This window comes from Bifidobacterium minimum (genome assembly GCF_000741645.1).
Lineage (GTDB): Bacteria > Actinomycetota > Actinomycetes > Actinomycetales > Bifidobacteriaceae > Bifidobacterium > Bifidobacterium minimum.
Genome location: NZ_JGZD01000009.1, coordinates 80,241 through 105,732, shown reverse-complemented (window position 1 = coordinate 105,732; position 25,492 = coordinate 80,241). Strand labels below are relative to the sequence as shown.

The window sequence follows — 25,492 nt, the reverse complement described above, 5'->3', positions numbered from 1 at the left end:
TCCGATGATCTCCGGACGCGTCTCAGGCGGCCTTTTCCTGCTTTTCGCGCAGAGCGTCGATCGTGCGCACGGCCTTGGTGGGCAGAGCGACGAAGAGGAACGCGGCCTTGGCCATCGTGCCCTTGAGCGCGCCGGCCATCTTGGAGAGCAGAACCTCGCGGGATTCGAGATCCGCGAGCTTCATGAAGCCTTCGGCGTCGTAGACGGTACCATCGGCGTACCCGCCCTTGACGATGAGGGTTTTGTTGGTTTTGGCGAAGTCGCGCAGAGTCTTTGCAGCCTCCACGAAATCACCCTTGACGAACGCGATGGCCACGGGGCCTTTGAGGGTCTCGTCGAGCCCCTCGATACCGGCCTCTTTGGCCGCAATGCGCGCCAGAGTGTTCTTCGCCACGGAATAGGAAGTATCGCGGCCTAGCTTTTCCCGGAGATCAGAGATCTGGGGAACGGTAAGCCCGCGGTACTCGGTGAGGTAGACCGCGTCGGCGTTACGGAAACGTTCCGTAAGCTCGGCGATCGCCGCTGCCTTGTCGGGCCTTTTCATGGCGTTCCTTCCTTGAGTGACCACTGATCGAAACGCGATCATCCCGACGCAGGCAACAAAAAAGCCCTGCCCGCAGGCAGAGCCACATCACGCGCGACGACGTCACGCACCCTCATGCTCAACCTGCGATGGCCCGGATAACCGGCTTCACGAATCCTAGGATTCAAACCAACGGTCTATGGTTACAACCAGTTAATGATAGCATCACGCGACACCGAGCCGCACCGGCGTGTCCGCATGAGGCCGGCGTGTCTCCATGAGGCACCCCGCCCGCACGCCAGCGCATCCACACCACACCGGCGCATCCACGAAATCCACGAACACCACGGACACCACGGACGAACACCGGCGTGAGCGGAATCGACGGAGGCGGCGGTCATAATACCGCCGCCTCCGTCGATTCCGATACGAACCGGAAGCCTAGGCGAGATACGCCTGCATGATGAAGTCGAGGATGAACAGTCCCGCGACGACCCACACGACCGGATGGACCTTGTTGGCCTTCTTCTTGCAGGTCATGACGACGCAGTACATGATGAACCCGCCCGCGATCCCATAGGAGATCGAGTACGAGAACGACATGAACACGGCGGCGAAGAACGCCGGAATCGCCTCGGTGATGTCATCCCAGGCGATCTCCTTGAGGCTGGCCGCCATCATGCACCCGACCAGCACGAGCACGCCGGCCGTCGCCGCGGAGGGGATGGCCGAGATCACGGGCGACAGGAAGATGGACAGCGCGAAGCACGCGGAGACGACGACGGAGGTCAGGCCGGTGCGTCCGCCAGCGCCGATGCCCGCCGCCGACTCGACGTACGTGGTGGTGTTGGAGGTGCCGAAGATGGAGCCGATCGACGTGGCGATGGAATCGGCGAACAGGGCCTTGTCCATTTTGGAGCTGAACCCGTGGCCGTTCTCAAGCGCCTTCTCGTCCTCGTCGGAGAAGATCCCCGTGCGGCGACCGGTCCCGATGAAGGTGCCGATGGTGTCGAACGTGTCGGACATCGAGAACGCGAAGATGGTCACGAGGACGAGCGGAAGGCGCTCCACGTTGGAGAACAGCGCCGGGAAGCCCGCCGAGGTGAAGATCGCACCGAACGTCTGGGGAAGCTGGGCGAAGGTGTCACCGATGGAGACGGAGTTCGCCATGGTGGTCACGCCGAAGGGGATCCCGATAAGCGTCGTCACGACGATGGAGATTAGCAGCGCCCCCCTGACCTTGAGCACGGTGAGGATGATGGCCAGGAAAAGACCGATGAGGAACACCCACAGAATCTTGGTGTTGAGCGTGGCGAGGCCCGGGGTTCCCGCCGTGGCGAGGCCCTTGCCCGCGGCCTTGGCGTCATTGGAGGTGAAGGTGATGAGTCCGACGTTCATCATGCCCACATAGGCGACGAACAGACCGATGCCGCCGCCGATGGCGTGCTGCAGCACCTCGGGGATCGCCTCGATGATCATTTTGCGGATCTTCGTGACGGTGATGAGGATGTTGATGAGGCCGCACAGGAACACCATGCACAGCGCCTCCTGCCAGGTGAATCCCAGGCCGAAGCACACGGTGTAGGTGAAGAAGGCGTTCAGGCCCATGCCCGCGGCCTGCGCGTAGGGGACGTTGGCGAAAAGACCCATCACCAGCGTTCCGATGATCGCCGCGATGATCGTCGCCAGGAACACCCCGCCCCAGGGCATTCCCGTCTTGCTGAGGATCTGTGGATTGACGACGATGATGTACGACATCGCGAAGAACGTCGTCAGACCGGCGGTGATCTCCGTGGACACCGTGGTCCCATTCTCTTTGAGATGGAAGTACTTCTCCATGTACTCTCTCTTCTTCCTTGGTTTGCGCGCGAAGTGATCGCGCCGAGGTTGCTGCGACTCGTCCGACCGGGCCGGACACGGGAGAGCCTAGCACCAGGTCATGTCGCCGGCATGACATATTTCGCGTGCGCATCCCCCTCCCCACGGATGTCGGGAAGAACGGCATGCGCACGCGCGCGCCGACCACCGCGGCGCCCGCGCATCGGTAGGCATCGGGAGGCTTCGTGAATATGGGAGACCGGGGGACGACGATCAGCCGAATCGTCCCGAGATGTACCGCTCGGCCTCCTCGTTCTGGGGGTTGTTGAACATCGTGGTCGTATCGGAGAAATACGTCAGGTGCCCCGGCTCCCCCACGGCCTTGAGGTTGAAGAAGGCCGTGTAGTCGGCGATCCTCGCGGCCTGCTGCATGTTATGGGTCACGATGACGATCGTGTAGTCGTTCTTGAGCTCGTTAATCAGGTCCTCGACGGCGAGCGTGGAGATGGGGTCAAGAGCCGAACAGGGCTCGTCCATCAGCAGGACCTGAGGATGCACGGCCACCGCACGGGCTATGCACAGCCTCTGCTGCTGTCCACCCGACAGACCGGTTCCCGGCTTGTCGAGACGATCCTTGACCTCGTTCCACAGATTCGCGCCCCGCAGCGCCCATTCCACAAGATCATCCGCGTCGGATTTGGCGAGCTTCCTGTTGTTCAGGCGTATTCCCGCAAGGACGTTCTCGCGGATGGACATCGTCGGGAACGGGTTCGGCCTCTGGAACACCATGCCGACATCACGCCGCACCGCCACCGGATCGACGTCCTTGGCATAGAGGTTCCGCCCCTCGAGAAGCACCTCCCCTTTGACATGCGCCCCGGGAATGATCTCGTGCATCCGATCGAGCGTCCGCAGAACGGTGGACTTGCCGCAGCCGGACGGTCCGATGAAGGCCGTGACCTTATCGGGTTCGATGGCGATGTTGACGTCCTCGACGGCGAGGAAATCACCGTAGTAGATGTTGAGGTTGCGGACGTCTATGCGTTGTCCCATTGATGGCCTCCCAGATTGTATGGTGTCTAGCGCTGCGTCGGCACGGCGAAGACCTTCGCCACAAGCCGACCCACGAGATTGAGCAGAAGAACGATGATGATCAGCGCCAGGGCCGCGGCCCACGCGCGTTCCACGGGAATCGACGTGACGCACGAGGAACCGGCGTTCGCCGGGCATGTGGCCGACAGCTTGCTGTACTCCTGGTAGACGTACACCGGAAGGGTGGTCATCTGACCGGAGAACAGGTTGAGGTTCGTTGATGAGATGAAGCCGGCCGTCATCAGCAGTGGCGCGGTCTCGCCGATCACGCGGGCGATGGCCAGGATGATCCCCGAGACGATCCCGGGAAGCGCTGTGCGCAGAACGACCTTGGAAATCGTCCGCTGCTTGGTGACCCCCAGAGCGTACGACGCCTCGCGAAGATCCGTCGGCACGACCTTGAGCATCTCCTCGCTCGATTTCACGACCGTGGGAATCATCAGAAGCGCCAACGCCACCGACCCCTCGAAGCCGTTGATCGTTCCGGGGCCGAAAAGCACCGCGAACATCGAGAAGGCGAACAGGCCCGCGACGATGGACGGTATACCGCTCATCACGTCCACCATCAGGGAGATCGCCCGGGGAAGGGCTCCGCGCCGCGCGTACTCGATGAGGAACACCGCGCACATAAGACCGATCGGCACCGAGATGACCATGGCCCCCAGCGTCACCTCCAGCGTCCCGATGATGGCGTGGAGTATTCCTCCATAGCCACCCGACGGCGTGGGGCGACCGCCGACGACCCCGGTCATGTTGTACGACAGGAAGTTGAGGTTCAGCCGCGCGATCCCCCTGCTGATCGTCGTCCACAGAACCGACGCAAGAGGAATCAGGGCGATGATGAAGGCGAGCGAGATCAACGACCCCATGATGACGCTATGGCGTTTTCTCGCCGCCACATGCGACCGGGTGGGTGCGAACCTCGCGAAGTCTATAACCGGCGCCGTCTGCGCGGGCTCCTGGGCGGCCGCGGCGCCGTTCGAGTGTGTGTTGCCGCCACTCATTGCGCGCTCACTTTCTCGGTGATCTTCCGGGCCGCGAAGTTGACCAGGAAGGTGATGAGGAACAGGACGAGACCGGTGCCGATCAGCGTGGAAACGCCCAGACTGTTGGCCTCAGGGTACTGTGCCGCGATATTCGCGGCGATCGTCTGGTTCTGCGACGCCCACAGCAGCCGCAGGGAGTAGAGCATCCCCGGAGAGAGGATCATGAGGACGGCCATGGTCTCCCCCAACGCACGGCCCAGCCCCAGCATCGACGCGGAGACGATTCCCGACCGTCCGAACGGCAGGACGGCGAGCCTGATCATCTCCCACTTGGTGGCGCCCAACGCGAGCGCGGCCTCCTCCTGCAACCGCGGGGTCTGGAGGAAGATGTCACGGGACATGGATGTGATGATCGGCAGGATCATGACCGCGAGCACGACCGCGACGGTCGCCACCGTCCGGGGAGGATTCGCCGCCGGTCCGCGGAAGAGCGGAATCCATCCGAGATATGCGGCGACCCATTTCCAGAACGGCGCGATGGCGGGCACCAGAACGATGCCGCCCCACAGTCCGTAGACGACCGAGGGGATGGCCGCCAGCAGATCGACGATGTAGCTCAGGGCCGTGGCTATGCGGCGGGGCGCGTAGTGCGATATGAACAACGCGATTCCGACCGCGACGAAGAAGGCGATCACCAGCGCAAGCGTCGAGACGACTACCGTGCCGAAGACCAGAGGACCGACGTACTGCCAGAAATTATGCGACCGACCCCCCGTGAAGGATTCGATCGTCTGGGAATTGGCCTTCTGATCCCCCCCGATCAGGGGCCATGCCCGGAAAAGAAGGAACAACGCCACCGCGGCGAGAACCACGAGTATGAGGATCCCACTGGCGTAGGCCACGCCCCGGAAGACCCTATCCGCCATCCGGCCATCCGTGGTGGATGACGACTTCGTGTCTTGCGAACTCACAAGCTCTCCTTATTCGATCGGATCGGCCCGCCGGCGCGAGCGCCATCCCAGGGTGGCGGATCCCGCGGCACGGCCACGATCCCACTGCCACCGATTCTAGCGGCCCTTCCCCCGGGACCCCACCGGACACGACGGAGGGGGTGGATCAGGTGCGGAACGACACCACGATCCACCCCGGTTCGCGTCCTACTTGACGCTGATGGCCTCGATGGACTTGGTCACCTTCGCGCGCATCGTGTCGCTCATCGGGGCGGACCCCGCGTTGTCGGCGGCGGTCCGCTGCCCGTCCTCACTCACGACGTAGGTGAGCCAGGACTTCACGAATTCCGCGGTCTTGGAATCCTTGTAGGCAGGGCAGGCGATGTCGTAGGAGACGAGGACGAGCGGATAGGCGCCGGACTCGGTGGTGTTGTGGTCGAGCTTGACGACGACTCGGTTGTCCTGGGTCGCCGTGTCGTCCATCGGGGAGGCGTCCACGACCTTGGCCGCAGCCTCGGCCGAATAGGGAACGTAATCGTCTCCCACCTTGACCGACACGGTGCCGAGATCCCCGGCCTTCGAGGCGTCGGCGTAGCCGATCGTCCCGTCCGCCTGTCCGACGGTGCTGATCACGCCATCGGTGCCCTTGGCACCCTGTCCGACGTTATTGGGCCAGTTCTCGCCGACCTCGTACGGCCATGCGCTGCCGCCCGCATCCTTGACGTAGCTCAGGAAGTTCTTGGTGGTGCCGGACTTGTCGGAGCGGTGGACCACGGTGATGGCGGTGTTGGGAAGATCGACACCCGAGTTCTGCCTGGCGATGGCGGAGTCGTTCCACTTGGTGATCTTGCCGTTGAAGATCTTCGCGATCGTCTCGGCGTCAAGCTTCAGATGCTTGTCCTTGCCCGACACGCCATCGAGGTTGAAGACTATGGCGATGGGGGAGATGTAGACGGGAATGTCGAAGGCCGTTCCCGAGGCGCACACCGACGACGACTGCGTGACCTGATCCGCGCTCAGCGAGGCGTCGGAGCCGGCCCACGCCGTCGCACCCGTAAGGAACGTGCTCACCCCGGCACCGGATCCCGTGGGGTTATAGGCGACCTTGACGTCCGGGTTCTTCTCGGTGTATCCGGCGATCCACGCCTCGACCGCCGCCTCCTGGGCGCTCGAGCCCGCTCCCTGGTATTCGCCGGTGATCGTCGAGCTCGTCGACCCCGAATCCGTGGAGGTCGATGCTGCTGTGTTGTCGCCGCAGGCGGCGAGCGAGGCCATCACGGCCAGCCCGGACACCACGGCGATTGAACGAACGAGGACATTCTTGCGCATAATCTGCTTTCCCTCTTGTCATGTCGTACGTGTCTATCGTACGTTTTGTCTCTGTTGTCGTTGTCATTCAAGGGCGATGTGACCGTCCGTGCGCCCCACCGACCATGGCCATCAACCGGCCACCGCCACCGACCACGACGCACTGCGATCCGTGACAATTCCAGATTAGAAAACCCCGGAGGGCCCGTGCACCGAATGAGATGAACGCACGGTGAACACTTGTGGCCCTCCCCTCCCTTGTGGCTCTCCCCCCACCGGAGCGACCCGAAGGCCACCTCACGCGGATGGGCCTCACCACGGCGAAAGGTCTCACTGCGGATCATCGATTTTGTACCCCAGACCACGAACCGTCGTCAGGATGGCCGGGTGGGCGGGATCGCGCTCGATTTTGGACCGGATCCTCTTGACGTGGACATCCAGGGTTTTGGTGTCCCCCACGTAGTCGGAGCCCCATATGTGGTCGATGAGCTGATGGCGCGTCATCACGCGGCCCTTGTTGCGCATAAGATACTCCAGAAGCTCGAATTCCTTGAGGGGAAAGAACACCGCATCCCCGTCGATCCTCACCTCATGCTGCCCCACCAGCATCGACACCCTCGAACACCGGAGGGGAAGATCGTCGTCCGCGCCCTCCGCCGTCTGGTCGGCCGCCAGGGAGTTGCGCCGCATGACGGCACGTATACGAGCCAGAAGCTCCCTGAAGGAATAAGGCTTGGTCACATAGTCGTCGGCCCCGATCTCCAGACCGACGACCTTGTCGATCTCCGTGCTTTTGGCGGTGAGCATGATGATGGGGACGCGGCTCTGGCCACGAATCCGCCTGCATAGGGAGATGCCGTCCAGACCGGGAAGCATCAGATCCAGAAGGACCATGTCCACTCCGCCACGGGTGAAGATCTCAAGCCCCTCCTCGCCGGTTCCCGCGGAAGCCACCTCATACCCCTCACGCGTCAGCTGATACGCCAGCGGCTCACGATAGGATTCCTCATCCTCGACTATCAACACGCGTGTCATCGATATCATCTCCCATCACTGTTCCATTGTCGGACGAACCGTCCACCGGCTGCGTCCCGACGTCCCCGACGTCCTCAGCGTCCTCGGCGTCCTTAGCGTCCTCAGCGGCGCCGGAAACCGCCGCACCACCGTCATCCGAGGCGGCGATGGCGCCCGACGCTCCGGGCGGGGCCGAGGAACCGTCGTCATCGGAATCAGACTCGGGATCGGAATCAGGATCGGCATCGGCATCGGCTTCGGCATCGGAAAGAGCCGGAAGCTCGATGGTGAAGGTCGACCCCTCCCCCTCCCGTGACCACACGGTGATGGTTCCCCCGCACTCCTGCACGCAATGCTTCACGATGGACAAGCCCAGACCGGAGCCGCCGGTACTGCGGGAGCGAGCGGGGTCGACGCGATAGAAACGCTCGAATATCCTTCCCAGAGCCTCACGGGGTATTCCGATCCCACGGTCGACGACCCGGATCGAGACCCGTCCGTTCCCCCCTCCGACGGCCACCTCGACGACCGTGCCCGAAGCCGAGTAGCGGACCGCGTTCTCGACCAGGTTCTTGACGGCGACGACCAGAGCCTCGCTGTCCGCGCGGACGACGTATCCGCTCCGGACTCCCGTCCCGTCCGTCGAGCCCTCCGACGCCCCGCCCTCCGATGCCTCACCCTCCGATGCGGCCTGGCCTGACGAATTCCGGACTGACGAGTTCTGCACTGACGAGTTCCTCATTGACGCGGAATCCGCATCGGTGCCCGGGGAACCGACGAGACGCCCGTCCACCGACACGCGGACGTCGATGCCCTTGGCTCTGGCCTGGACCATCGTCCGCTTCACGGCGTCCTCGACGACGACAAGCACATCGACGGGGTGGAGATCGAGAACGGGATCGGCTATGTCGGCACGCTGAAGATCGATGAGACGACCCACCAACTCCACCAGACGCGACGATTCCGTGGTTATCCGCGACGCGAAGTACCTGACGGCATGGGAGTCGTCGGCGGCGTCATGGATGGTCTCGGCCAGAAGCGAGATGGCCCCCGCCGGGGTTTTGAGTTCGTGCGAGACGTTGGTGACGAAGTCCCTGCGCAGGGACTCGAACCGGCGCTGTTCGGTGACGTCCTTGATGAACATCGCGTAATCGTTCTCATCGACGCGGGCGACGCGGACACGGAGATGCGCGTTCATGGAGTCCGACGCGTCATCGGGGTCCACGCCACGACCGGATTCCCGCGTCACGGCGCGACCGTCACGGCGTGGCACCGAGACCTCACGCTCCCTCGTCCGGCCATCAGCGACGACCTGGGAAAGAATGTCCATCAGGATCCTCGAGGACAGGCGCGGCCCATCGCCGATGGGCAGAAGAGCGGCCTGGGCGCTGGCGTATCGGATGACGCCCGTGGGACCCAGGATCATCACGGCGTCCGGCATCACCTCGACCAGACGCCTGCCCGTGGAAGAAAGGTCGAACCCTCCCTCGGGCAGACCACGCGTAGCCTCGACCGGCCTCGGCCCACCGCCGCCATGGCGCGTCACACGGCCCGCAAGGAATCCCACGACCACCAGAGCCACCGCCACCACCACACCGATGGCGACCGGCAACGTCACGACGTGATTCATAGGACTCCCACCTCTTGGCCCAGCGTCTCATGCGGTCCCGTCAGCCACCCTACCCGCATCGACAAGTGATAACGTCGCGGTCACCAAAAGTTCGTCCAGAGTTAACCCTGACGCCTAGCCCTGACGCCTAGCCCTGACGTCGACGAGCGGCGAAGGATCCCCCCGGATCCGACGTAGGCAAGTCCGACGCCGCCGATCCCGATCGCCATCGACGCGCGATGTCCAGTGCGACGGCCGCGGCGGTGTCGGCGAAACGGCTGACGTCGAACTGCGCGAAAGTGTCATAGCTGGTGTCCGCGTTGTCACTCAGCCCACGGATCACCAGCACAGGAACGCCGTTCCTGGCCGCCACATGCGCGACGGCCGCGCCCTCCATCTCCACGGCGTCCGCCGAGGTCTGCCTCCGGGCCTCCCCACGAAGCTCATCGGTATCGACGAAGCGGTTCCCGGACGCGATGACCCCCGCGATATGCGTGACCCCACGATCGGAAAGAACCGCATCCGCAAGCGACAGAAGATCGGGATCGCTGTGGTATTCGGATGTTCCCGGCTTCCATTGGCCGACCAGCCGCATGTCGGTGTCGAGATAGCGCAGAGTCCGTCCCAGAACCACGTCGTTGACGTGCAGCGCCGGATTGAGGTTCCCCGCTATTCCGGAGAAGATGACCGCGCCGGGCCCGTACGCGTCGATAAGGTGCTGCGTCGTCGCCGAGGCGTTGACCAGACCCATTCCTCCGACGGTGACCGCCACCCGCACCGCCCCGCCATCGTCGGAATCCAGCAGGCCGACGGTGACGTCGAGCCCCGCCTCCGACCGCGTGGATGCGTCCCGAAGCGCCGCCGATATCAGCGCCGTCTCCTCCTCCAGAGCGCCGATGATGGCGATCGTTCCGTCCGGACGCGACGCGCCGGCGTTCGACATGGCTTCCGTGACGTCACTCATACGTCATCTCCGTTTCCTCATCATCATCGACGACCGCCATCATCCGCGGTCACCGTCCGCCATTCGCGTCTACCGCCACCGTCGCGCGGACACCGCGTCGGCCAGCTCCCTCAGCAGAACCTCCGTGTCGGACCACGAGAGGCACCGGTCCGTGATGGACTGCCCGTACACCAGACGGTCCACGGGCGCCGCCGGCTGGTTGCCCCCCACGATGAAGCTCTCCATCATCACGCCGGAAATCCCCTGCTCACCGTCGGCGATCCGCGCCGAGATCTCCCTGACCACCTCGGCCTGACGGTGCTCGTCCTTACCGGAGTTGCCATGGGAGCAGTCGATGATCACGCCATGGCAAGCCGCGGAATCGGAGGACATCTCCTCCCGGATGGCCGCCATCGCCGCGGCCACGGACCGAGCGTCGTAGTTGGGGCCATGGATGGATCCGCGCAGCACCACATGGCAGTCGGGATTCCCCAGGGTCTCGACCGAGCACGCCCGGCCACGATGGTCGATGCCGAAGAACGTATGCCGTTGCGCCGCCGCATAGCACCCGTTGATCGCGGGTTTGACCGAGCCGTCGGTCGCGTTCTTGAAGCCCACCGGCATGGACAGTCCGCTGGCGAGCTGGCGATGGATCTGGGATTCCGTGTTGCGGGCGCCGATCGCCCCCCAGCTGATCGCATCGGACAGGTACTGGGGTGACGTCGGCTCCAGGAATTCGGTCGCCGCCGGAAGGCCTTTGTCAAGGACCCCGAGCAGGATGCGTCTGGCGAGCAGCAGCCCCTTGGTGATGTTATGGGTGCCGTCGATGTCGGGATCGTTGATCAGACCCTTCCACCCGATGGTGGTGCGCGGCTTCTCGAAATACACGCGCATGACGATCATCAGACGATCTCCCAGCTCATCGCGCAACGCGGCCAGTCGGGAGGCGTAGTCCAGAGCCGCGCGCGGATCATGCACCGAGCACGGCCCCACGATCACGATGAGGCGATCATCCTGCCCGTACAGACAGGCACGGATCTCGTCTCGCGAGTAGGCGACCGTCTCCTGCGCGCCGCGAGGCATGAACAGCTCCGAGAGCACCTGGGCCGGCGTGGGAAGGGGCTCAAGCTCAAGAACCCGCCGATTGATGATGCGGCTCACGCCGACCTCATCCTCCCAACGGGGCACATCCGTGGAGACGAGGGGATTCTTCCCCTCGGCCATCGCCCGGCGGATCGCCCGCAACTCCTCGCGAGTGTTCAGGGGAACGGCCGACCCCGCCACGTCCTCCGTGCCGCTCATCGGGCACCTCCTACGGCGCGGCGCTTCCCAACCGCATCGGCGAGCGCATGCAGAAGCCCATCGGTCCGGTCCCATGGCACGCATGGATCCGTCACGGAGCATCCGTAGACGAGGGAATCCAGGGGGCCGGGATCCTGACGTCCACCCTCCAGGAAGCTTTCCATCATGACGCCGTCGATTCCCGGCTCCCCGGACGCCAGACGATCCGCGAGCTCGTCGACGACCTCGGCCTCACGACGCTCGTCCTTGCCGCAGTTACCATGCGCGGCGTCGATCACGACGCCGTGTCTGCACGCGCAGGGCGCATCCGACCTCGACAGCTCGTCAAGCGTCCGCCACACCGATTCGGCGTCGTAGTTCGGGCCATGCGACGATCCACGGAGCACGACGTGGCAATCCCTGTTTCCCCGTGTCTGCGCGGAGATGACGCGGCCATCAAGGTTGATGGAGAGGAAGTGGTGCTCGAAGGCGGCGGTGTAGCAGGAGTCGACCGCCGCCTTGACGGAGCCGTCCGTGGAGTTCTTGAATCCGACCGGCATCGACAGTCCGCTTGCCAGCTCCCGATGGACCTGGCTCTCCGTGTTCCGTGCGCCGATGGCACCCCAGCTGATCAGATCGCACAGATACTGCGGGGTGATGGGGTCAAGCCACTCGGTGGCGGCGGGAAGCCCCTGGGACAGGACGTCGGTGAGAACCCTGCGCGCGAGGAACATCCCCTTGCGGATGTTGAACCGTCCGTCAAGGTCCGGGTCGTTGATCAGGCCCTTCCATCCGATGGTGGTGCGCGGCTTCTCGAAGTACACGCGCATGACGATGAGCAGCCTGTCGCGTAGCTCCCTGTTGACCGCCGCCAGACGAACGGCATAGTCGTGGGCCGCGCGGGGGTCATGGATCGAGCATGGTCCCACGATCACCAGAAGCCGGTCATCGTCGCCATGCAGCACATCCCGGATCTCCTGACGGGAACGCAGCACCACGGAGCTCATCGACGCGGTGAGGGGAAGCTCCTTGAGGAAGGTCCGTGGGGCGGGGATCGGATCAAGCTGACGGATGTTCACGTCCACCGTCTCGGGGAACACCGCGCTCCTGTCGAGCATAAGTTCGTCACGCGAACTGTCGGGACCTCGCAGCTGTGCCACCATAATCACCTTCCCCGCCCATACGGCGGTTCCTCTTTCCCCTGCCGGCGGCCACGCCGGCGACCCTCAGCGCGCGAGGGCTCCCATCGGATCCCATGCGGGAAGCATGATCGCCGGCTTGTCCAGGGCGTCCAGATACTCCTGCGGAAGCATGGTCCGGGGGACCGCGAGCTCATAGACGAACTCGCTGAACCAGTCGTCGGACATGGTGAAATAACCCTTGTCGGCGATTTTGTCGCCCCAGGAGTTCTCCACGCGCCAGCGCCGGGTCGTCGTGCCGTCCTCGTCCACGTCCACGCCCACGAACGCCATCGCGTGGTTCATCGCGGAGTCCGCGAACCTCACCCGCGTCTCCTTGTCCATATCGAAGTCGACGTCATACACATCGCCATAGGAGAAGAGATCCGTGGCCCACGCGCCGTTCTCGCGATCCATCATCGGATGGCAGTCGGCGCCGAACCAGACGGGAATCCGGAGGTCGGAGAGGATTCGCCGCGCGCAGTCCTTCATGAAGTCGTTGGGAACATTGAGGTACTCGGTCGGCGTTCCGTCCACGACGTTGCCCAGATGCTCGATGCCGATCTTGCGGCCTTTGGGGTGCTCGGGACGGGGATCATCCACCAGGCACACGTAGTCCTCGAGCCCTGCGTCGACATAGCGCTTCCAGAACTCCACGGGCGTCGTCTCGCCGTCGCGGTGGAACACGCCGTCGGCGTCGGTCCATTCCCAGTCGAAGCTGCGCGGCGGCTCCCCCAGATGGATGGTGAGGATGCGGTGCCCGGCGCGCAGCGCGTCCGCCGTGATCGACTCGATGTCCTCGGGGTTCGCGCTCATGTGGGCGACCGCCGTCCGAAGCAGCGACCTCAACTGAACGTTCATCTCGCCGGTGTTCCTGGATGACGCCGTCTCGGGGAAAAGATCCTGGGGCACGGCGCCGTACTTGCGATAGACGTTCATCGCCATCGTCCACTGCCCGCCGTCGCCCATCACGTCGGAGAGGAGATGCTGGAACAGGCGTGAGTCCACTGGTTCGCCCGCGGTGATGAGACCGGCCATGTTGCCGAGGAAATAGTTGAAGCGCTCGAGCTTGTCGAAATACATCGCGTAGTTCTGGGAGAACTCGAACTCCTTGACGTTCAGGGCCTTCTTGGCCACGAAACGGGCCACGTTCAGCGAGCTGAACAGCCAGCAGCGCCCCGATCTGTTCTGGTTGGTCACGGCACCGTTGTCCACGCTCACCGAGAAGCGGCGCTGGAGGCGGCGCGCACGCTCATAGTTGAGGGCCACCTTCTCTATGCCCGCCACGGTGACGGCGTTCATCGCGAGACGGTTCTGGGGCCGGGCCTCGAAGCCCGTGCGCAGATCGTCAAGTGTGCTGTGATCCAATGGCGTGATGGAACCCATCATGCTCCTTCCGGCGTCCTTGTGGGACGGCTGTCAATAGACACTGCGTTCGGGGTCGCTCGGACCCCATGACGCAGTCAAGAATATCGCGTGGACCGGTCGAGGACGTCGATTCCAGCCATGCGCGAATCAGGTGGAGCTCACCGAGGCAGATTCACGGGCCTCACCGAACCTCCTGATCCGGCGATGACGCGCCGTCGGACGACTGCGGAGCCGCAGCGGGATCATGATCCCCATCGACGTCGGCGAATGCGGGGGCAGGCACGTCGGCGTCATCATCGGCGACGTCATCATCCGTGCGGGCGTCATCCTCCTGAGCATCCCGCGCCGGGGCGTCACCACCGGAGGAGGACTCCTCGGAGTCGTCCCCGAAGCTGAATCCGGCGAAGGCCTTGGCGAACATCGAACGCAGCTCGCTGACCCGCTGGGTGATCATCGATTCACGCTGCTGCAGCTGCGAGATGTGATCCTGAAGGTCGTCCAGCTCGTCCTTGGCGGCGAGCCGGCGCTCCTCGATCTGGCGGGTCGCCTCCTTGGAGGCCGCCTCCACGATCTGCGCGGCCTTGGCGTCGGCCTCGGCGCGAACCGACGCGGCATACTCGTCGGCCTCCTTGCGCACCTCGGCGGCCTTCGCCACCAGGGCGTCGGCCTCCTTCTTCGCCTCGGTGCGTCGTTCGTCAAGCTGTCCGAGAAGCTCGTTGACCTTGGCGGTCGCCTCATCCTGCTGGCTGGCGATGTCGGAACGAATCTGCTCGACTTCGGCGCTGACCTTGCTGATAACCGATGCGCGATGGACCTCGGCCTGATCGCGGATGCTCTGGGCCTTGGCGTTGGCGGCGTCGGTGATCTCGGACGCCTGACGCTGCGCGTCCGTCATCATCCGGGAGACCTGCTCGCGCACATCCGCCAGCTTCTTGTTGGCGTCGGCGAGGGCGGTCTCGATCTGATCGTTCGTGTCGCTTTTCATCTGGGCGATCTCGTCGCTCACGCTTTTGCGCTGGTTGGCGACCCACTGGGAGGTCTTGGCCTTGAGATCCGCCAGTTCGCGCTCCTGCGTGGCCTTCTGGGACGACAGTCTCTTGGCGGTCTCCTGACGGGCGTTGTCAAGCTCGAGCTTGGTGGTCTCCCGCTGCTCGGCGACGTCCTTCGCGGTCTGGGCGCGCAGCTGGGCGGAATCGTTCTTCGCGCTGGTCAGTATGGTGTCGGCCTGGCTTTTGGCTTTGGTGACGATCGAGGCCGCGTTGGCGTTGGCGTCGGAGATGATGTGCGAGGAGTCAAGACGGGCGTTGTTGAGCAGCGTCTGGGCCTGGGCCTTGGCCTCCTGACGAATCGCCGCCGCGTCACGCTTCGCTCGCTCCACCAATTCGGCGCTGGTCTGTTCCGCCGACGCGAGCAGCTGCTGCGCGTTGGCGCCCAGGGACGCGAAGGTGCTTCCCTTGCCCGCCTTGCGGGCGTTGGTCTTCTCCTCCTGAAGCTTCGCCTGAAGCTGGAGGATGGCCTCATCGCTTGACCGCACCTGCTCGCGTAGTCGTGTCAGCGTCTCCTGGGCCGATATGAAGGCCTCATCCACCTTGTCCTTGTCATAACCCCGCAACACGACCGGGAACCGATCCACCATGCTGTGTCCTTTCACCACGGACGTATCACGTCCGCATCCAACTCACCGTTTGCACTGTATCGCATGGGGGACCGCGAAACGGCGGCGCATCCACAATGTCACTGATACTCTCACACACGGACGGTCCGCCGCGTCCCCGTCGACGAACTCCGTGCCCTCCGGAAGGACCCCCGAGGAAACGAAGGGCGACGCCGCGTCAATCCCGCCCCGTCGCGTCCTGCTCGGCGAGGAAATACTCGATCGTCCTGGCCACGACGTCCACGCATGCCTGGACCTGCACGTCGACGGGAAGCCCCGTCGCGGTGGACCCCGCCACCGCGCCCTCACCCTCGGGCACCGGAGGCAGGCTGACGAACCCGGCAAGAACTCGTCCCCGGAAGCGCGCCCAGTCCAGCAGCTGATAGAACAGGGAATTGCACACGAAGGTTCCCGCGTCCGAGCTCAGGGTGGCGGCGATTCCCTCCCCCGCGAAATCACGCAGAATCGATCTCAGGGGAAGACGCGTCCAATAGGCGGCCGGCCCCTCATCCCTCACAGGCGTGCTTCGCGGGGACATGTTGTCGGCGTCGGGCCTGGAGGCATCCATCAGATTGGTGGCGCACCTCTCAAGCTCCACGGCCCGTGCGCGACGTTTGAGGCCGGTGGCCACGACGATGTCGGGATGGAAACGCTCGATGCTCTCGCATAGAACCGGCCATGCCTTGGCGAAGCTCACCGGAAGAAGGACGCCATGGACGTCGATCCGGACGCCCTCCACCTCCGGCAGACCGCGTCTTTCCATCTCCTCCACCACACGACGCGAGGGATTGACGGCGACCCCCTCGTAGGAGCCGAATCCGGATAGGACAACTGTCAGCCTGCGCATGGCATCAGTCTATCGCCGGGCGTCGGACCCCCACCACGACCATGTCCGAGACCCGCCCGTCAGAGCGTCACCGTGATCCGACCAGTATCCGGGCGGCTATCCTTTCGGCGACGGGCATGTCCTCCCGCGTCGTGATCTTGATGTTCGTGTCGTCGCCCGGCACGATGGCGACATCGGTATGGGGAAGGTAGTCCACCACAACCCGCGTGTCATCCGTGGGCGTGAATCCCGGATCGCGGGACGCCAGCTCATAGGCCTTCCTCAGCGTGGCGAAGCGGAACGCCTGCGGCGTCTGGGCGCGATACATCAGGGATCTGTCAGGCACCGATGTGATGAGCCGTGATCCTTCCGACTCCTCCGTCACCAGAACGGTGTCGGTCGACGCAACGGCGACCGTGGACGCGGCATAGCCGTCAAGGGACGCCACGCACGCGGTGATGACGGATTGCCCGACGAAGGGGCGGACGGCATCGTGGATGAGGAGCCTGGCATCATCGGGGATCCCCGCGGAATCCAGCATCCGCAGCGCGTTGACCGTGCTGTCGAAGCGCTGTTCCCCACCGTCGATAACCGCGCGCACCTTGGGATATCCGCGCTCGTCGACCAGCCTTTCCACGGCATGGCGAACCTGCGGATTGACGACGACCAGGATGTCGGTGATCCGCGGATTGGCTTCGAATGCGTCGATGCTCCAGGCGATGACCGGTCGCCCCCCCACCGACACCAGCTGTTTGGGACGCATCGGATCGAAACGCGTGCCGAAACCCGCCGCGAGTATCACCGCGACGACGGGGGCGCGCCGCGCATCGGCATCCACGGACGGCGCGCCCATCGCCATCCCCTCCCCCAGGGGCTCTCTCTCATCGCTCATGATGTCCATCGTATTGAGCGGATGGCTCCTGACGCCGAATCGTCCACAAGCATCCACCAAACATGCGAAACCGCTGGCGCGTCGCGGGGGATCCGGGCCTCACCGCCCGCGCACGATCACGGCGAGCATGCGTCCCTCACGACGCTTCCCCGCCACGGATGCGCGACGATGCGAATACCACAGGGGGTTCTCCATCGTGCATAGCACGTTCTCAAGGGAGGACAGACGCGTCTCGAGTTCAACGGCCCCCTCGTCGTCATGGGCGCATAGCCGCTCCAGCTCCTCATCGTTTTCGAGATATTGCGTGGCCGCCGCGACGCGCGGACCCGAATCGACGATGTTGTCGGGCACCACGCCGGAGGCGATGAGCTCGCATCGCGCGGCCTTGGCCAGATCCACCCCAAGTCCCACGAAACGGGACTGCGAGGAGCTTCCCGGCCAGCGCGATTCGAAGTCCCGGGCGATGTCGTCCCCCACCTCGTAGCATCGCTCGCATATCCGCGGACCGAGAGTCGCCACGATGCGGTCGGAATCCGCTCCCTTGGCGCGCATCAGATCGATTGTTGCCGGAATGATCCCCGAACAGAGCCCTCGGCGCCCGCAGTGCGCGGCCGCGATGATTCCCTCCACCGGATCCGTCAGAAGAACGGGCAGGCAGTCCGCCGCGAATATTCCCAAGGCGAACGAACCACCGGAGCTCACCATCGCATCGGCCTCGATGACCCCGCCTTCTGCGTCGATCAGCTCGGCGCCGAACGACGTCTCACGCCGAAGGGAACGGTCGACGTCGACGGCGAGACCGGAATGCACCTGGCTGACCAGAACGATGGGCGCGCCGACGGTTCTGGACAGGGCCTCACGATTGGACAGAACGTGGCCGGAATCGTCTCCGCCCCTGCCACCCAGATTGCATGAGGCGAAATCCCCGTCGCTGACGCCGCCCAGTCGCGTGCTGTACACCACCGTGGCCCCTCCATCCAAGGCGACGGGAATCGTCACGGGGATCGGACGGCCCTCGCCATCGGTGGGAGACAGCGCTGCGCTGTCGAGGATGCGGTCGGGGGAGGCCTTTTCGGATCCGTCGGGGATCATCGTGGTGTCGCCGTTCATGCGGCCCATACTACGCGGCGACATGAGACCCGGCGACGCGGGAGCGGAACGGCCATCGGACCATCTCGACGTCCATGGCGTCCGAGCGCGCCGAGCTCAGTCCTTCCGCACGCCGTGTTCCAGAACCGCCTGATCGTCGGGATCCAGGCGAAGGTCGCCTGCATGAAGACTGTCGAGGATCGTCTGGGGACGATGCGCCCCGGGAATCACGAACACATGCTCGCCCTGGGACAGCTCCCATGCAAGAACCACCTGCTGATAGCTCACGCCGTGCCTGTCGGCGACCCGGCGGAAGGGTTCGAACACCGCATCGTCCTTGGGCTTGCGGAAGCCCCCGAGAGGACTCCAGCATACGAAGGCGATTCCCAGCTCCTCCGTGTGGGCCATGGTGTCGGCCGTCTCGGTCCAGATCGGAGAGAACTGGTTCTGCACCGCGATGAGGTCCGCTCCCAGAATCTCGCGCGCCGCGTCTATCTGCTCCACCGACGCGTTCGAGACTCCCGCCGTGCGCGCGACGCCCTCGTCGACCAGCTGCCTGATGGCCTCGACGGACTCGCGGTACGGGATCCGGGGATCCGGGCGGTGGAAATACAGCAGATCGATGGAATCGACCCCGAGGGCGAGGGCGGATTCCTTCGCGTGCCGGATAAGGCTTTCGGGCCGCCCGTCCACATCCCATGTGGGACGCCCGTCGGTGAAGTTGCGGTAATGCCCGACCTTCGTGGCGACCGAGACCTCATCGCGCGGGCCCGTCCAGGAGGACAGCGCCTCGGCGACGAGCTTCTCGCCGGTCTGCTCCTCGCCGCCCGAGCAGTAGTACGCCCATGCCGTGTCGATATGCCGGCATCCAGCGTCCAACGCGGCGTGGATCGTCTCGATGCCCTTGCCGTGCCCGAGGTTGTCCTCGATGGTCAGGGGCATCTCGCCCAATCCGATGGCCGTGGTGTCGAAGGGTCCAAGATCGCGATGAAGAACCATGATGTCTCCGTTTCCTTTGTCCGTCCTGATATGTTACGCGGATATCCTATGCGCCTCATGCGCCGCCGGATGTTCGGCGGCCGTCTACCGTCCGCCGAAGGATCCGCCGCCCGAGCCGCCGCCCGAGCCGCCGAATCCCCCTCCGGAGAACGATCCGCCGCTGCCCGACGACGAGGGCCGCGCCGCGGCGATGGTCGATCTCAGCTCGGAGAAGCTCGACGATATCTGCGAGCCGATGTCTCCCACGGTGGCGGAGAAGGCCGAGGGGTCGATGGACGCCGCCGTTCCCGCGATTCCACCCGCCATGGCCGCCCGCTGGAAGGCCCAGGGACGATAGGACCAATAGATCAGGGAGCCGGAGGCGTTCTGATCCAGCCACTGCCCGTCGGACAGCTCCGGATAGGCGAGCGCCAGCTGCCGCAGGGCCTTCTCGCTGATCCCAAAGGCCGCGGCGTAGACGAGATAACGGTCCCACAGCACAAGGTCGGCCGCTCCGCGATCGGTGAAATCGCTGAAATCCTCAAGGTAGCGCCGCAGGCCGAGAACCTGACCGGCGAGGCGCTGCCCTTCGGGGACGGTAAGTCCCTTGGTCCGGGACGTGGCGATGACGCACAGGGACAGAAAGAGGACCGGCGCGGCGAGCGACACAACCACCGCCAACGACCCCTGCATGGCAAGGGCCACGGCGCAGGCCACCCCCAGAACGCCGCACAGCACGGCTCCCCCGCCGATCGAACGGGTGGCTCCCAGCAGGGCGAACTCGTTGGCCATCGCGCTGGACACATCCTCGGAAACCTTGTATCCGTCCTTCCATCCCTTGAACGCCCTGCGCAGCGACGCGAAATCGAAGACGGAGGTTCCCAGACGTCCCGCAGCCGTTTCGAGCAGACGCAGAACCGCGTCCTCCGATTGGCTCAGCGCCAGCGATTCGCGGTTATCGCGACACACCGGCATGATGGCCATCGTCATCGCATCGCGCGATGCGCCAGTTCCGCTTCGCGCGGCAGACCGCACGATCGTGGACGCGTCGATCCGCCCGGGGTCGAGTCCCCGATAGAGGCGGTCGGAACCGGGAAGCAACGAGATTGCGCCCTTGGAGACAAGCGAGAGAACCGTCGAGCTCATCTGACGGTTCTGCAGTGAGGCCTTCCCCTTCTCCCCATTGAGCATGACAAGCATGGAGGCCGCACTGGCAGGGCTGAGATCGGGCGGATCCCGCCAATAGTCGAGGTCCCCCTGGTAGGAGGCCTGCCGGCGAGAGCGTCGTGCCAGAACAAGTCCCACGACGATCGCCGCCAATCCTGCGACGGCGAAAACCACGACGAGGACGATTCTTCTGATGGCCGCACGCCTCTGGCTCTCGCGCCACTCGCTTTCCTGCTGGGTCTCGTCGTCGATGATGCGCTGTTTGGCGTCGGTGGAATCGGTTCGGGCCACGCCCTTCGCGGCGGATACGTCGAACATGGCCACCACGTCCAGATACTGGCCCGCACGGACGTCGTCCGCGCTGAACCGCAGCGATCCGTCGGAGGCTCTGCTCGTGGTCGAGGTGCCATCGAAATGAAGCCACGCCCACGAGTTCGAGGAGTCGATGCCCTCCGGGAAGGACACGGACCCCGTGACCTTGCCGATGGGCGTCTGGTTCTTCTGTCCGAAGGGCTCCCATTTGAGACTGGCCACGTCGGGATGCGCGGTGGCCACGCCGACGAACGTCATCGACACGCGGAATCTCATGCTTGACGCGGAATCGGTGGCGGGGATGTTCCATCCGACCTCGACTGTCCGCTCGCCGGTGTCGCTCGAGGGGTCGTAGGGCGACAGGGAGTCGTCCCCCTGGGTCACATCGGCCATGTACCAATGACCGGCCTGCGTCGAGTCCCACATGCCTTCCGGAACGTCCGAGGGGACGCGAGGATTCGTGAGAACGGAATAGTCGGTTCCCGTGCTAAGGTTCCGCACGCTCACATCGGTGATCGCGGTGAGGTTGGACGGCTTGATCTGATAGTCCTGATACAGCTGCCGCCATGGCTCGTCACGGTCCCTGAGATGCACGTCGATGGTCTGCACGACGCGAAGATCGCCGTTGGACAAAACCGTCGCCTGATAGTCCAGCGATCTGTAGCTGAGATCGGCCTCCGACCCCTGGGACGCCATCGACCCGACGGTGACGAGGACAAGAACGGCGCTGATGACGGCGGCCCCGATGATCCGCCTGATCATGCTGCCACGAGACATGTCGTCTCCCTTCGTCTTATGCCTATGATCCGCGTATGATCCGCGTTCCGACCGGATCGCGATGCGGCGCCATCCATGGGCTGCAGCCCTCTCGGCGCCCGTCCGGATCGGCTCGGGAGTGCGCCGCATCCTGAACTCCCGATCGCACCCGGACCTCCCCGGACCTCTCGACCCACGACCGGCCCATCAAGGCGGACACGGGCCCAAAACGACACGGGTCGAAACGCATGCGGTCTGGAAGCGTATGGGTCAGAACTCGAATGGCCTAGAACTTGACCTGGGGGACGGAGCGGTCGGAGTCGGCCGCCTCGAAGTACTGCGCCTGCGTGAAGTGGAACATGCCGGCGATGATGTTGGTCGGGACCTTCTCGATCGACGTGTTGAACTTAAGGACGACATCGTTGTAGAACTGTCGGGCGTACGCGATTTTCTGCTCTAGCTCGCTGAGCTTGTTCTGCAGATCCATGAAGTTCGAGTCGGCTTTGAGATCGGGATAGGCCTCGGCCGTCGCACGCAGGTTCACCAGCGCGTTCGACAGGGCGTTCTCGGCAGTCGCACGCTGAACCGTCGTCGCGCTGGGATCGTTGGCCGCCGCGACCACGCCCGCCCGCGCCTTGGTGACCTCGGTCAGGACGCTGGACTCGTGTCCGGCGTATCCCTTCACGGTCTCCACCAGATTCGGTATCAGGTCGGCACGCTGCTTGAGCTGCACGTCGATCTGCGCCCATCCGTTCCTGACCCGGTTGCGGAGGGTGACCAGACCGTTGTAGGCGGTCACGGCCCATATGACGATGACGGCGACCACCACCAGCACCACGATAAGAATTACGGTTCCGGTCTTCATAGCATCCCTCCGCTCATAGCAGTCTCCTTTGCCTCGATGATTCGCTATCCATTTAACCAGTCGGGGCGGATGTGCACGCCCCCATCACGGAAGGTCGGCGTATCCGGAAGATCGGCGTACCGTAGTCACGATCACGACGACGAGCGGGCGCGAACATGCCGGCAGGGCCGTGACGGTTCCCCATCACGGCCCTGCCCAAACCCGTCACGATGCCGGGCTCGTAAAGCCGGGCGGCATCCGAATGGGTCACATCACGCCATATCAGTCCTCGAAGGGATCGAAGTCGCGGCGCACCCGACGGCGCGGACGCTCCGAACGCTCCTCGCGATCGGCGCGATACTCGTCGTAGTTCTCGTCGGCGGCGTAACGCGGATTGCGGTCGTCACGACGGCCACGGTGGTCACGATGATCACGACGGTCGTCACGATCATCGCGATCCGAACGACGGTCATCGTCATAACGACGGCGGCGGGGACGATCCTCGTACCGGTCATCGCGATCCGAACGGCTCGGCTTGTCGGAGCGTGAATCGTCGTCATCGCGATCCGAACGCCCACGATATCCGCGATCGTCACGACGGCCACGGCGGTCACGACGATCATCGCGGTCGCGATCCCTGTCATGGTCTCGTCCGCCGCGAGGAGCCGACTGCTCCTGATCCTCGAAGCCGGGGACGGCGAGGGAGATCTTGCCGCGATCGTCGACGCTCTGAACGACGACCTCGACGGCATCACCCTCCTTGAGGACGTCCTCGACGGCGTCGATGCGCTCGCCGCCCGCGAGATTGCGGATCTGCGAGATATGCAGCAGTCCATCGGTGCCGGGGGTGAGGTTCACGAAGGCTCCGAAGCTCGTGGTCTTCACGACCTTGCCGTTGTACGTCTCACCGGCCTCGGGAACATGCGGGTTGGCGATGGAGTCGATGATCTCCTTGGCCTTCTGAGCGGCCTCGCCGCCCTCGGACGAGATGAAGACGGTTCCGTCGTCCTCGATCGCCACTTCAGCCCCGGTGTCCTCCTGGATCTTGTTGATCATCTTGCCCTTGGGCCCGATGACCTCGCCGATCTTCTCGACGGGAACGGTCGTGGTGATGATACGCGGAGCATAGGGGCTCATCTCGGCGGGGGCATCGATGCACTCGGTGACCACGTCGAGGATGGTCGCACGGGCCTCCTTGGCCTGCTGCAGGGCGGCCGCCAGAATGTCGGCGGGGATTCCGTCGAGCTTGGTGTCAAGCTGCAGCGCGGTGATGAACTCCGACGTGCCGGCGACCTTGAAGTCCATGTCACCGAACGCGTCCTCGGCCCCGAGGATATCCGTCAGGGTTTTGAAGACATGCCGTCCATCGACGTCGCCCGACACCAGACCCATGGCGATTCCAGCCACAGGAGCCTTCAGTGGGACGCCGGCGGCCAACAGAGACAGCGTCGAGGCGCACACGGATCCCATCGACGTGGATCCATTGGATCCGATGGCCTCGGAGACCTGACGGATCGCGTAGGGGAACTCCTCACGGCTGGGGAGGACCGGCACGATGGCCTTCTCGGCGAGGGCTCCATGCCCGACCTCACGGCGCTTGGGCGATCCGACGCGGCCGGTCTCGCCGGTCGAGTAGGGGGGCATCTCGTAGTTGTGCATGTAGCGCTTGGTCTGGGGGCCGGACAGCGAATCGACCTGCTGCTCCATCTTGAGCATGTTCAGGGTCGTCACGCCCAGAATCTGGGTCTCGCCGCGCTGGAACAGCGCCGATCCATGGACTCGGGGGACGATGTCGACCTCGGCGGACAGCGTGCGGATGTCCCGCAGGCCACGGCCGTCGATGCGGAAGTCCTCCGTCAGGATGCGGCGGCGAACGATCTGGCGCTGAAGCTCCTTGAAGGCGTTGCCCAGCTCCTTGTCCTTCTCGGCGTCGTCCATATCGGAGAACTCGTCGGCGATGCGAGCGCGGACGGCCTCCTTGATCTCATGGATCCGCTCCTGCCGGGGGAGCTTCTGGGCGATGGACAGGGCCTCATCGAGGTCCTTGTGGGCGATCTCGTCGATGCGGGCGTACAACGCGTCCGTGTACTCCGGGAAAAGCTGGAAGTCCTTGGTGGGCTTGGCGGCCAGATCCCTGAGCTTGTCCTGCGCCTCGCAGATGACCTTGATGAAGGGCTTGGCCGCTTCGATGCCCCCGGCCACAACCTCCTCGTCGGGCTTGGTCTGTCCCTCGTCGTAGATGAGATGCCAGGCGTTCTTGCCGGCTCCCGCCTCGATCATGGCGATCGCGACGTCACCGTTCTCCACGACGCGTCCGGCCACGACGAGCTCGAACACCGCGCGGTCGCGGTCGCTCCACGTCGGGAACGCGATCCACTGTCCATCGACCAGAGCCAGCCGGACGCCGGAGACGGGCCCCTCGAAGGGCAGTCCGGAGATAAGCGTCGAAGCCGACGCCGCGTTCAACGCGATCATGTCGTACGAATCCTCGGGATTCACCGAAAGCACGGTTTCGACGACCTGGACCTCGTTGCGCAGCGTGTGCGGGAACAGAGGACGCAGAGGACGGTCGATGATGCGGCAGGCGAGGATGGCGTCGGTCGAGGGCCGTCCCTCACGACGGAAGAACGAGCCGGGGATCTTCCCCGCCGCGTACATCTTCTCCTCGACGTCGACGGTGAGCGGGAAGAAGTCGTAGTTCTCCTTGGGGCTCGATCCCGCCGTCGTGGTGGACAGCACCATGGAATCATCATCAAGATAGGCGGCAACCGCCCCATCGGCCTGCTGCGCGAGCCTTCCCGTCTCGAAGCGAAGCGTACGCGTACCAAACGACCCATTGTCTATAACGGCCTCAACGGCCTTGATTTCGGGACCCTCCACTGGGTTCCTCCTTTTGTTGTTTTG

General features: G+C 64.4%; 19 protein-coding genes and 1 pseudogene. All 20 read right to left on the bottom strand.

Features of this window, described 5'->3' with window-relative positions; all coding sequences use genetic code 11:
- Positions 1-22: 22 nt before the first annotated feature.
- Complete coding sequence (gene rplJ, locus BMIN_RS04125; protein ID WP_022860841.1) at positions 23-544, bottom strand: 50S ribosomal protein L10; 522 nt, start codon at positions 542-544, stop codon at positions 23-25.
- A 420-nt stretch (positions 545-964) separates the two neighbouring features.
- Positions 965-2,362 (bottom strand): NCS2 family permease, encoded by a 1,398-nt coding sequence (locus tag BMIN_RS04120; RefSeq protein ID WP_022860840.1) that lies wholly within the window; start codon positions 2,360-2,362, stop codon positions 965-967.
- Positions 2,363-2,614: 252 nt separating this feature from the next.
- Complete coding sequence (gene pstB, locus BMIN_RS04115) at positions 2,615-3,394, bottom strand: phosphate ABC transporter ATP-binding protein PstB (RefSeq protein WP_022860839.1); 780 nt, start codon at positions 3,392-3,394, stop codon at positions 2,615-2,617.
- A gap of 26 nt (positions 3,395-3,420) precedes the next feature.
- Positions 3,421-4,437 (bottom strand): phosphate ABC transporter permease PstA, encoded by a 1,017-nt coding sequence (gene pstA / locus BMIN_RS04110; protein WP_022860838.1) that lies wholly within the window; start codon positions 4,435-4,437, stop codon positions 3,421-3,423.
- Complete coding sequence (pstC, locus tag BMIN_RS04105; protein WP_022860837.1) at positions 4,434-5,390, bottom strand: phosphate ABC transporter permease subunit PstC; 957 nt, start codon at positions 5,388-5,390, stop codon at positions 4,434-4,436. The genes pstA and pstC overlap by 4 nt, the downstream gene beginning before the upstream one ends.
- Before the next feature lie 186 nt (positions 5,391-5,576).
- On the bottom strand, positions 5,577-6,698 hold the full coding sequence (gene pstS, locus BMIN_RS04100) for a phosphate ABC transporter substrate-binding protein PstS (RefSeq protein WP_022860836.1): 1,122 nt from the start codon (positions 6,696-6,698) through the stop codon (positions 5,577-5,579).
- 309 nt (positions 6,699-7,007) lie between these two features.
- Positions 7,008-7,712: a response regulator transcription factor gene (locus BMIN_RS04095; RefSeq protein WP_026647379.1), complete on the bottom strand. Its 705-nt coding sequence runs from the start codon at positions 7,710-7,712 to the stop codon at positions 7,008-7,010.
- Entirely contained in the window at positions 7,684-9,321 is a 1,638-nt protein-coding gene (locus BMIN_RS04090) for a sensor histidine kinase (protein WP_022860834.1), read from the bottom strand. Before BMIN_RS04090 ends, BMIN_RS04095 begins: the two co-directional genes overlap by 29 nt.
- A 208-nt stretch (positions 9,322-9,529) precedes the next feature.
- A pseudogene (gene mtnN / locus BMIN_RS04085) lies at positions 9,530-10,264 on the bottom strand (5'-methylthioadenosine/S-adenosylhomocysteine nucleosidase); the annotation flags it as partial.
- Positions 10,265-10,333: 69 nt separating this feature from the next.
- Positions 10,334-11,545, bottom strand: a complete 1,212-nt coding sequence (locus tag BMIN_RS04080) for a 3-deoxy-7-phosphoheptulonate synthase (protein WP_022860832.1) — start codon at positions 11,543-11,545, stop codon at positions 10,334-10,336.
- Complete coding sequence (locus BMIN_RS04075; RefSeq protein ID WP_026647378.1) at positions 11,542-12,684, bottom strand: 3-deoxy-7-phosphoheptulonate synthase; 1,143 nt, start codon at positions 12,682-12,684, stop codon at positions 11,542-11,544. Before BMIN_RS04075 ends, BMIN_RS04080 begins: the two co-directional genes overlap by 4 nt.
- A gap of 66 nt (positions 12,685-12,750) precedes the next feature.
- The gene (locus tag BMIN_RS04070) at positions 12,751-14,088 is read right to left on the bottom strand and encodes a C1 family peptidase (protein ID WP_022860830.1); all 1,338 of its coding nucleotides are present in this window, start codon (positions 14,086-14,088) and stop codon (positions 12,751-12,753) included.
- Positions 14,089-14,251: 163 nt separating this feature from the next.
- Positions 14,252-15,706, bottom strand: a complete 1,455-nt coding sequence (locus tag BMIN_RS04065; protein ID WP_022860829.1) for a cell division protein — start codon at positions 15,704-15,706, stop codon at positions 14,252-14,254.
- A 196-nt stretch (positions 15,707-15,902) separates the two neighbouring features.
- On the bottom strand, positions 15,903-16,571 hold the full coding sequence (locus tag BMIN_RS04060; protein WP_022860828.1) for a pyroglutamyl-peptidase I: 669 nt from the start codon (positions 16,569-16,571) through the stop codon (positions 15,903-15,905).
- Between the two features lie 67 nt (positions 16,572-16,638).
- A complete protein-coding gene (locus BMIN_RS04055; protein ID WP_152595167.1) occupies positions 16,639-17,409 on the bottom strand; it encodes an IspD/TarI family cytidylyltransferase in 771 nt (256 codons plus the stop codon).
- Positions 17,410-17,541: 132 nt separating this feature from the next.
- Entirely contained in the window at positions 17,542-18,552 is a 1,011-nt protein-coding gene (locus tag BMIN_RS04050; RefSeq protein WP_022860826.1) for a purine nucleoside phosphorylase YfiH/LACC1 family protein, read from the bottom strand.
- 96 nt (positions 18,553-18,648) lie between these two features.
- The gene (locus tag BMIN_RS04045) at positions 18,649-19,530 is read right to left on the bottom strand and encodes an aldo/keto reductase (RefSeq protein WP_022860825.1); all 882 of its coding nucleotides are present in this window, start codon (positions 19,528-19,530) and stop codon (positions 18,649-18,651) included.
- 84 nt (positions 19,531-19,614) lie between these two features.
- Positions 19,615-21,765 carry a DUF2207 domain-containing protein gene (locus BMIN_RS04040; protein ID WP_026647376.1) on the bottom strand — a complete coding sequence of 717 codons (2,151 nt, stop codon included), beginning with the start codon at positions 21,763-21,765 and terminating at the stop codon, positions 19,615-19,617.
- Between the two features lie 265 nt (positions 21,766-22,030).
- Positions 22,031-22,609 (bottom strand): LemA family protein, encoded by a 579-nt coding sequence (locus BMIN_RS04035; RefSeq protein WP_022860823.1) that lies wholly within the window; start codon positions 22,607-22,609, stop codon positions 22,031-22,033.
- 261 nt (positions 22,610-22,870) lie between these two features.
- A complete protein-coding gene (locus BMIN_RS04030; protein WP_026647375.1) occupies positions 22,871-25,468 on the bottom strand; it encodes a polyribonucleotide nucleotidyltransferase in 2,598 nt (865 codons plus the stop codon).
- Between the last annotated feature and the right edge of the window lie 24 nt (positions 25,469-25,492).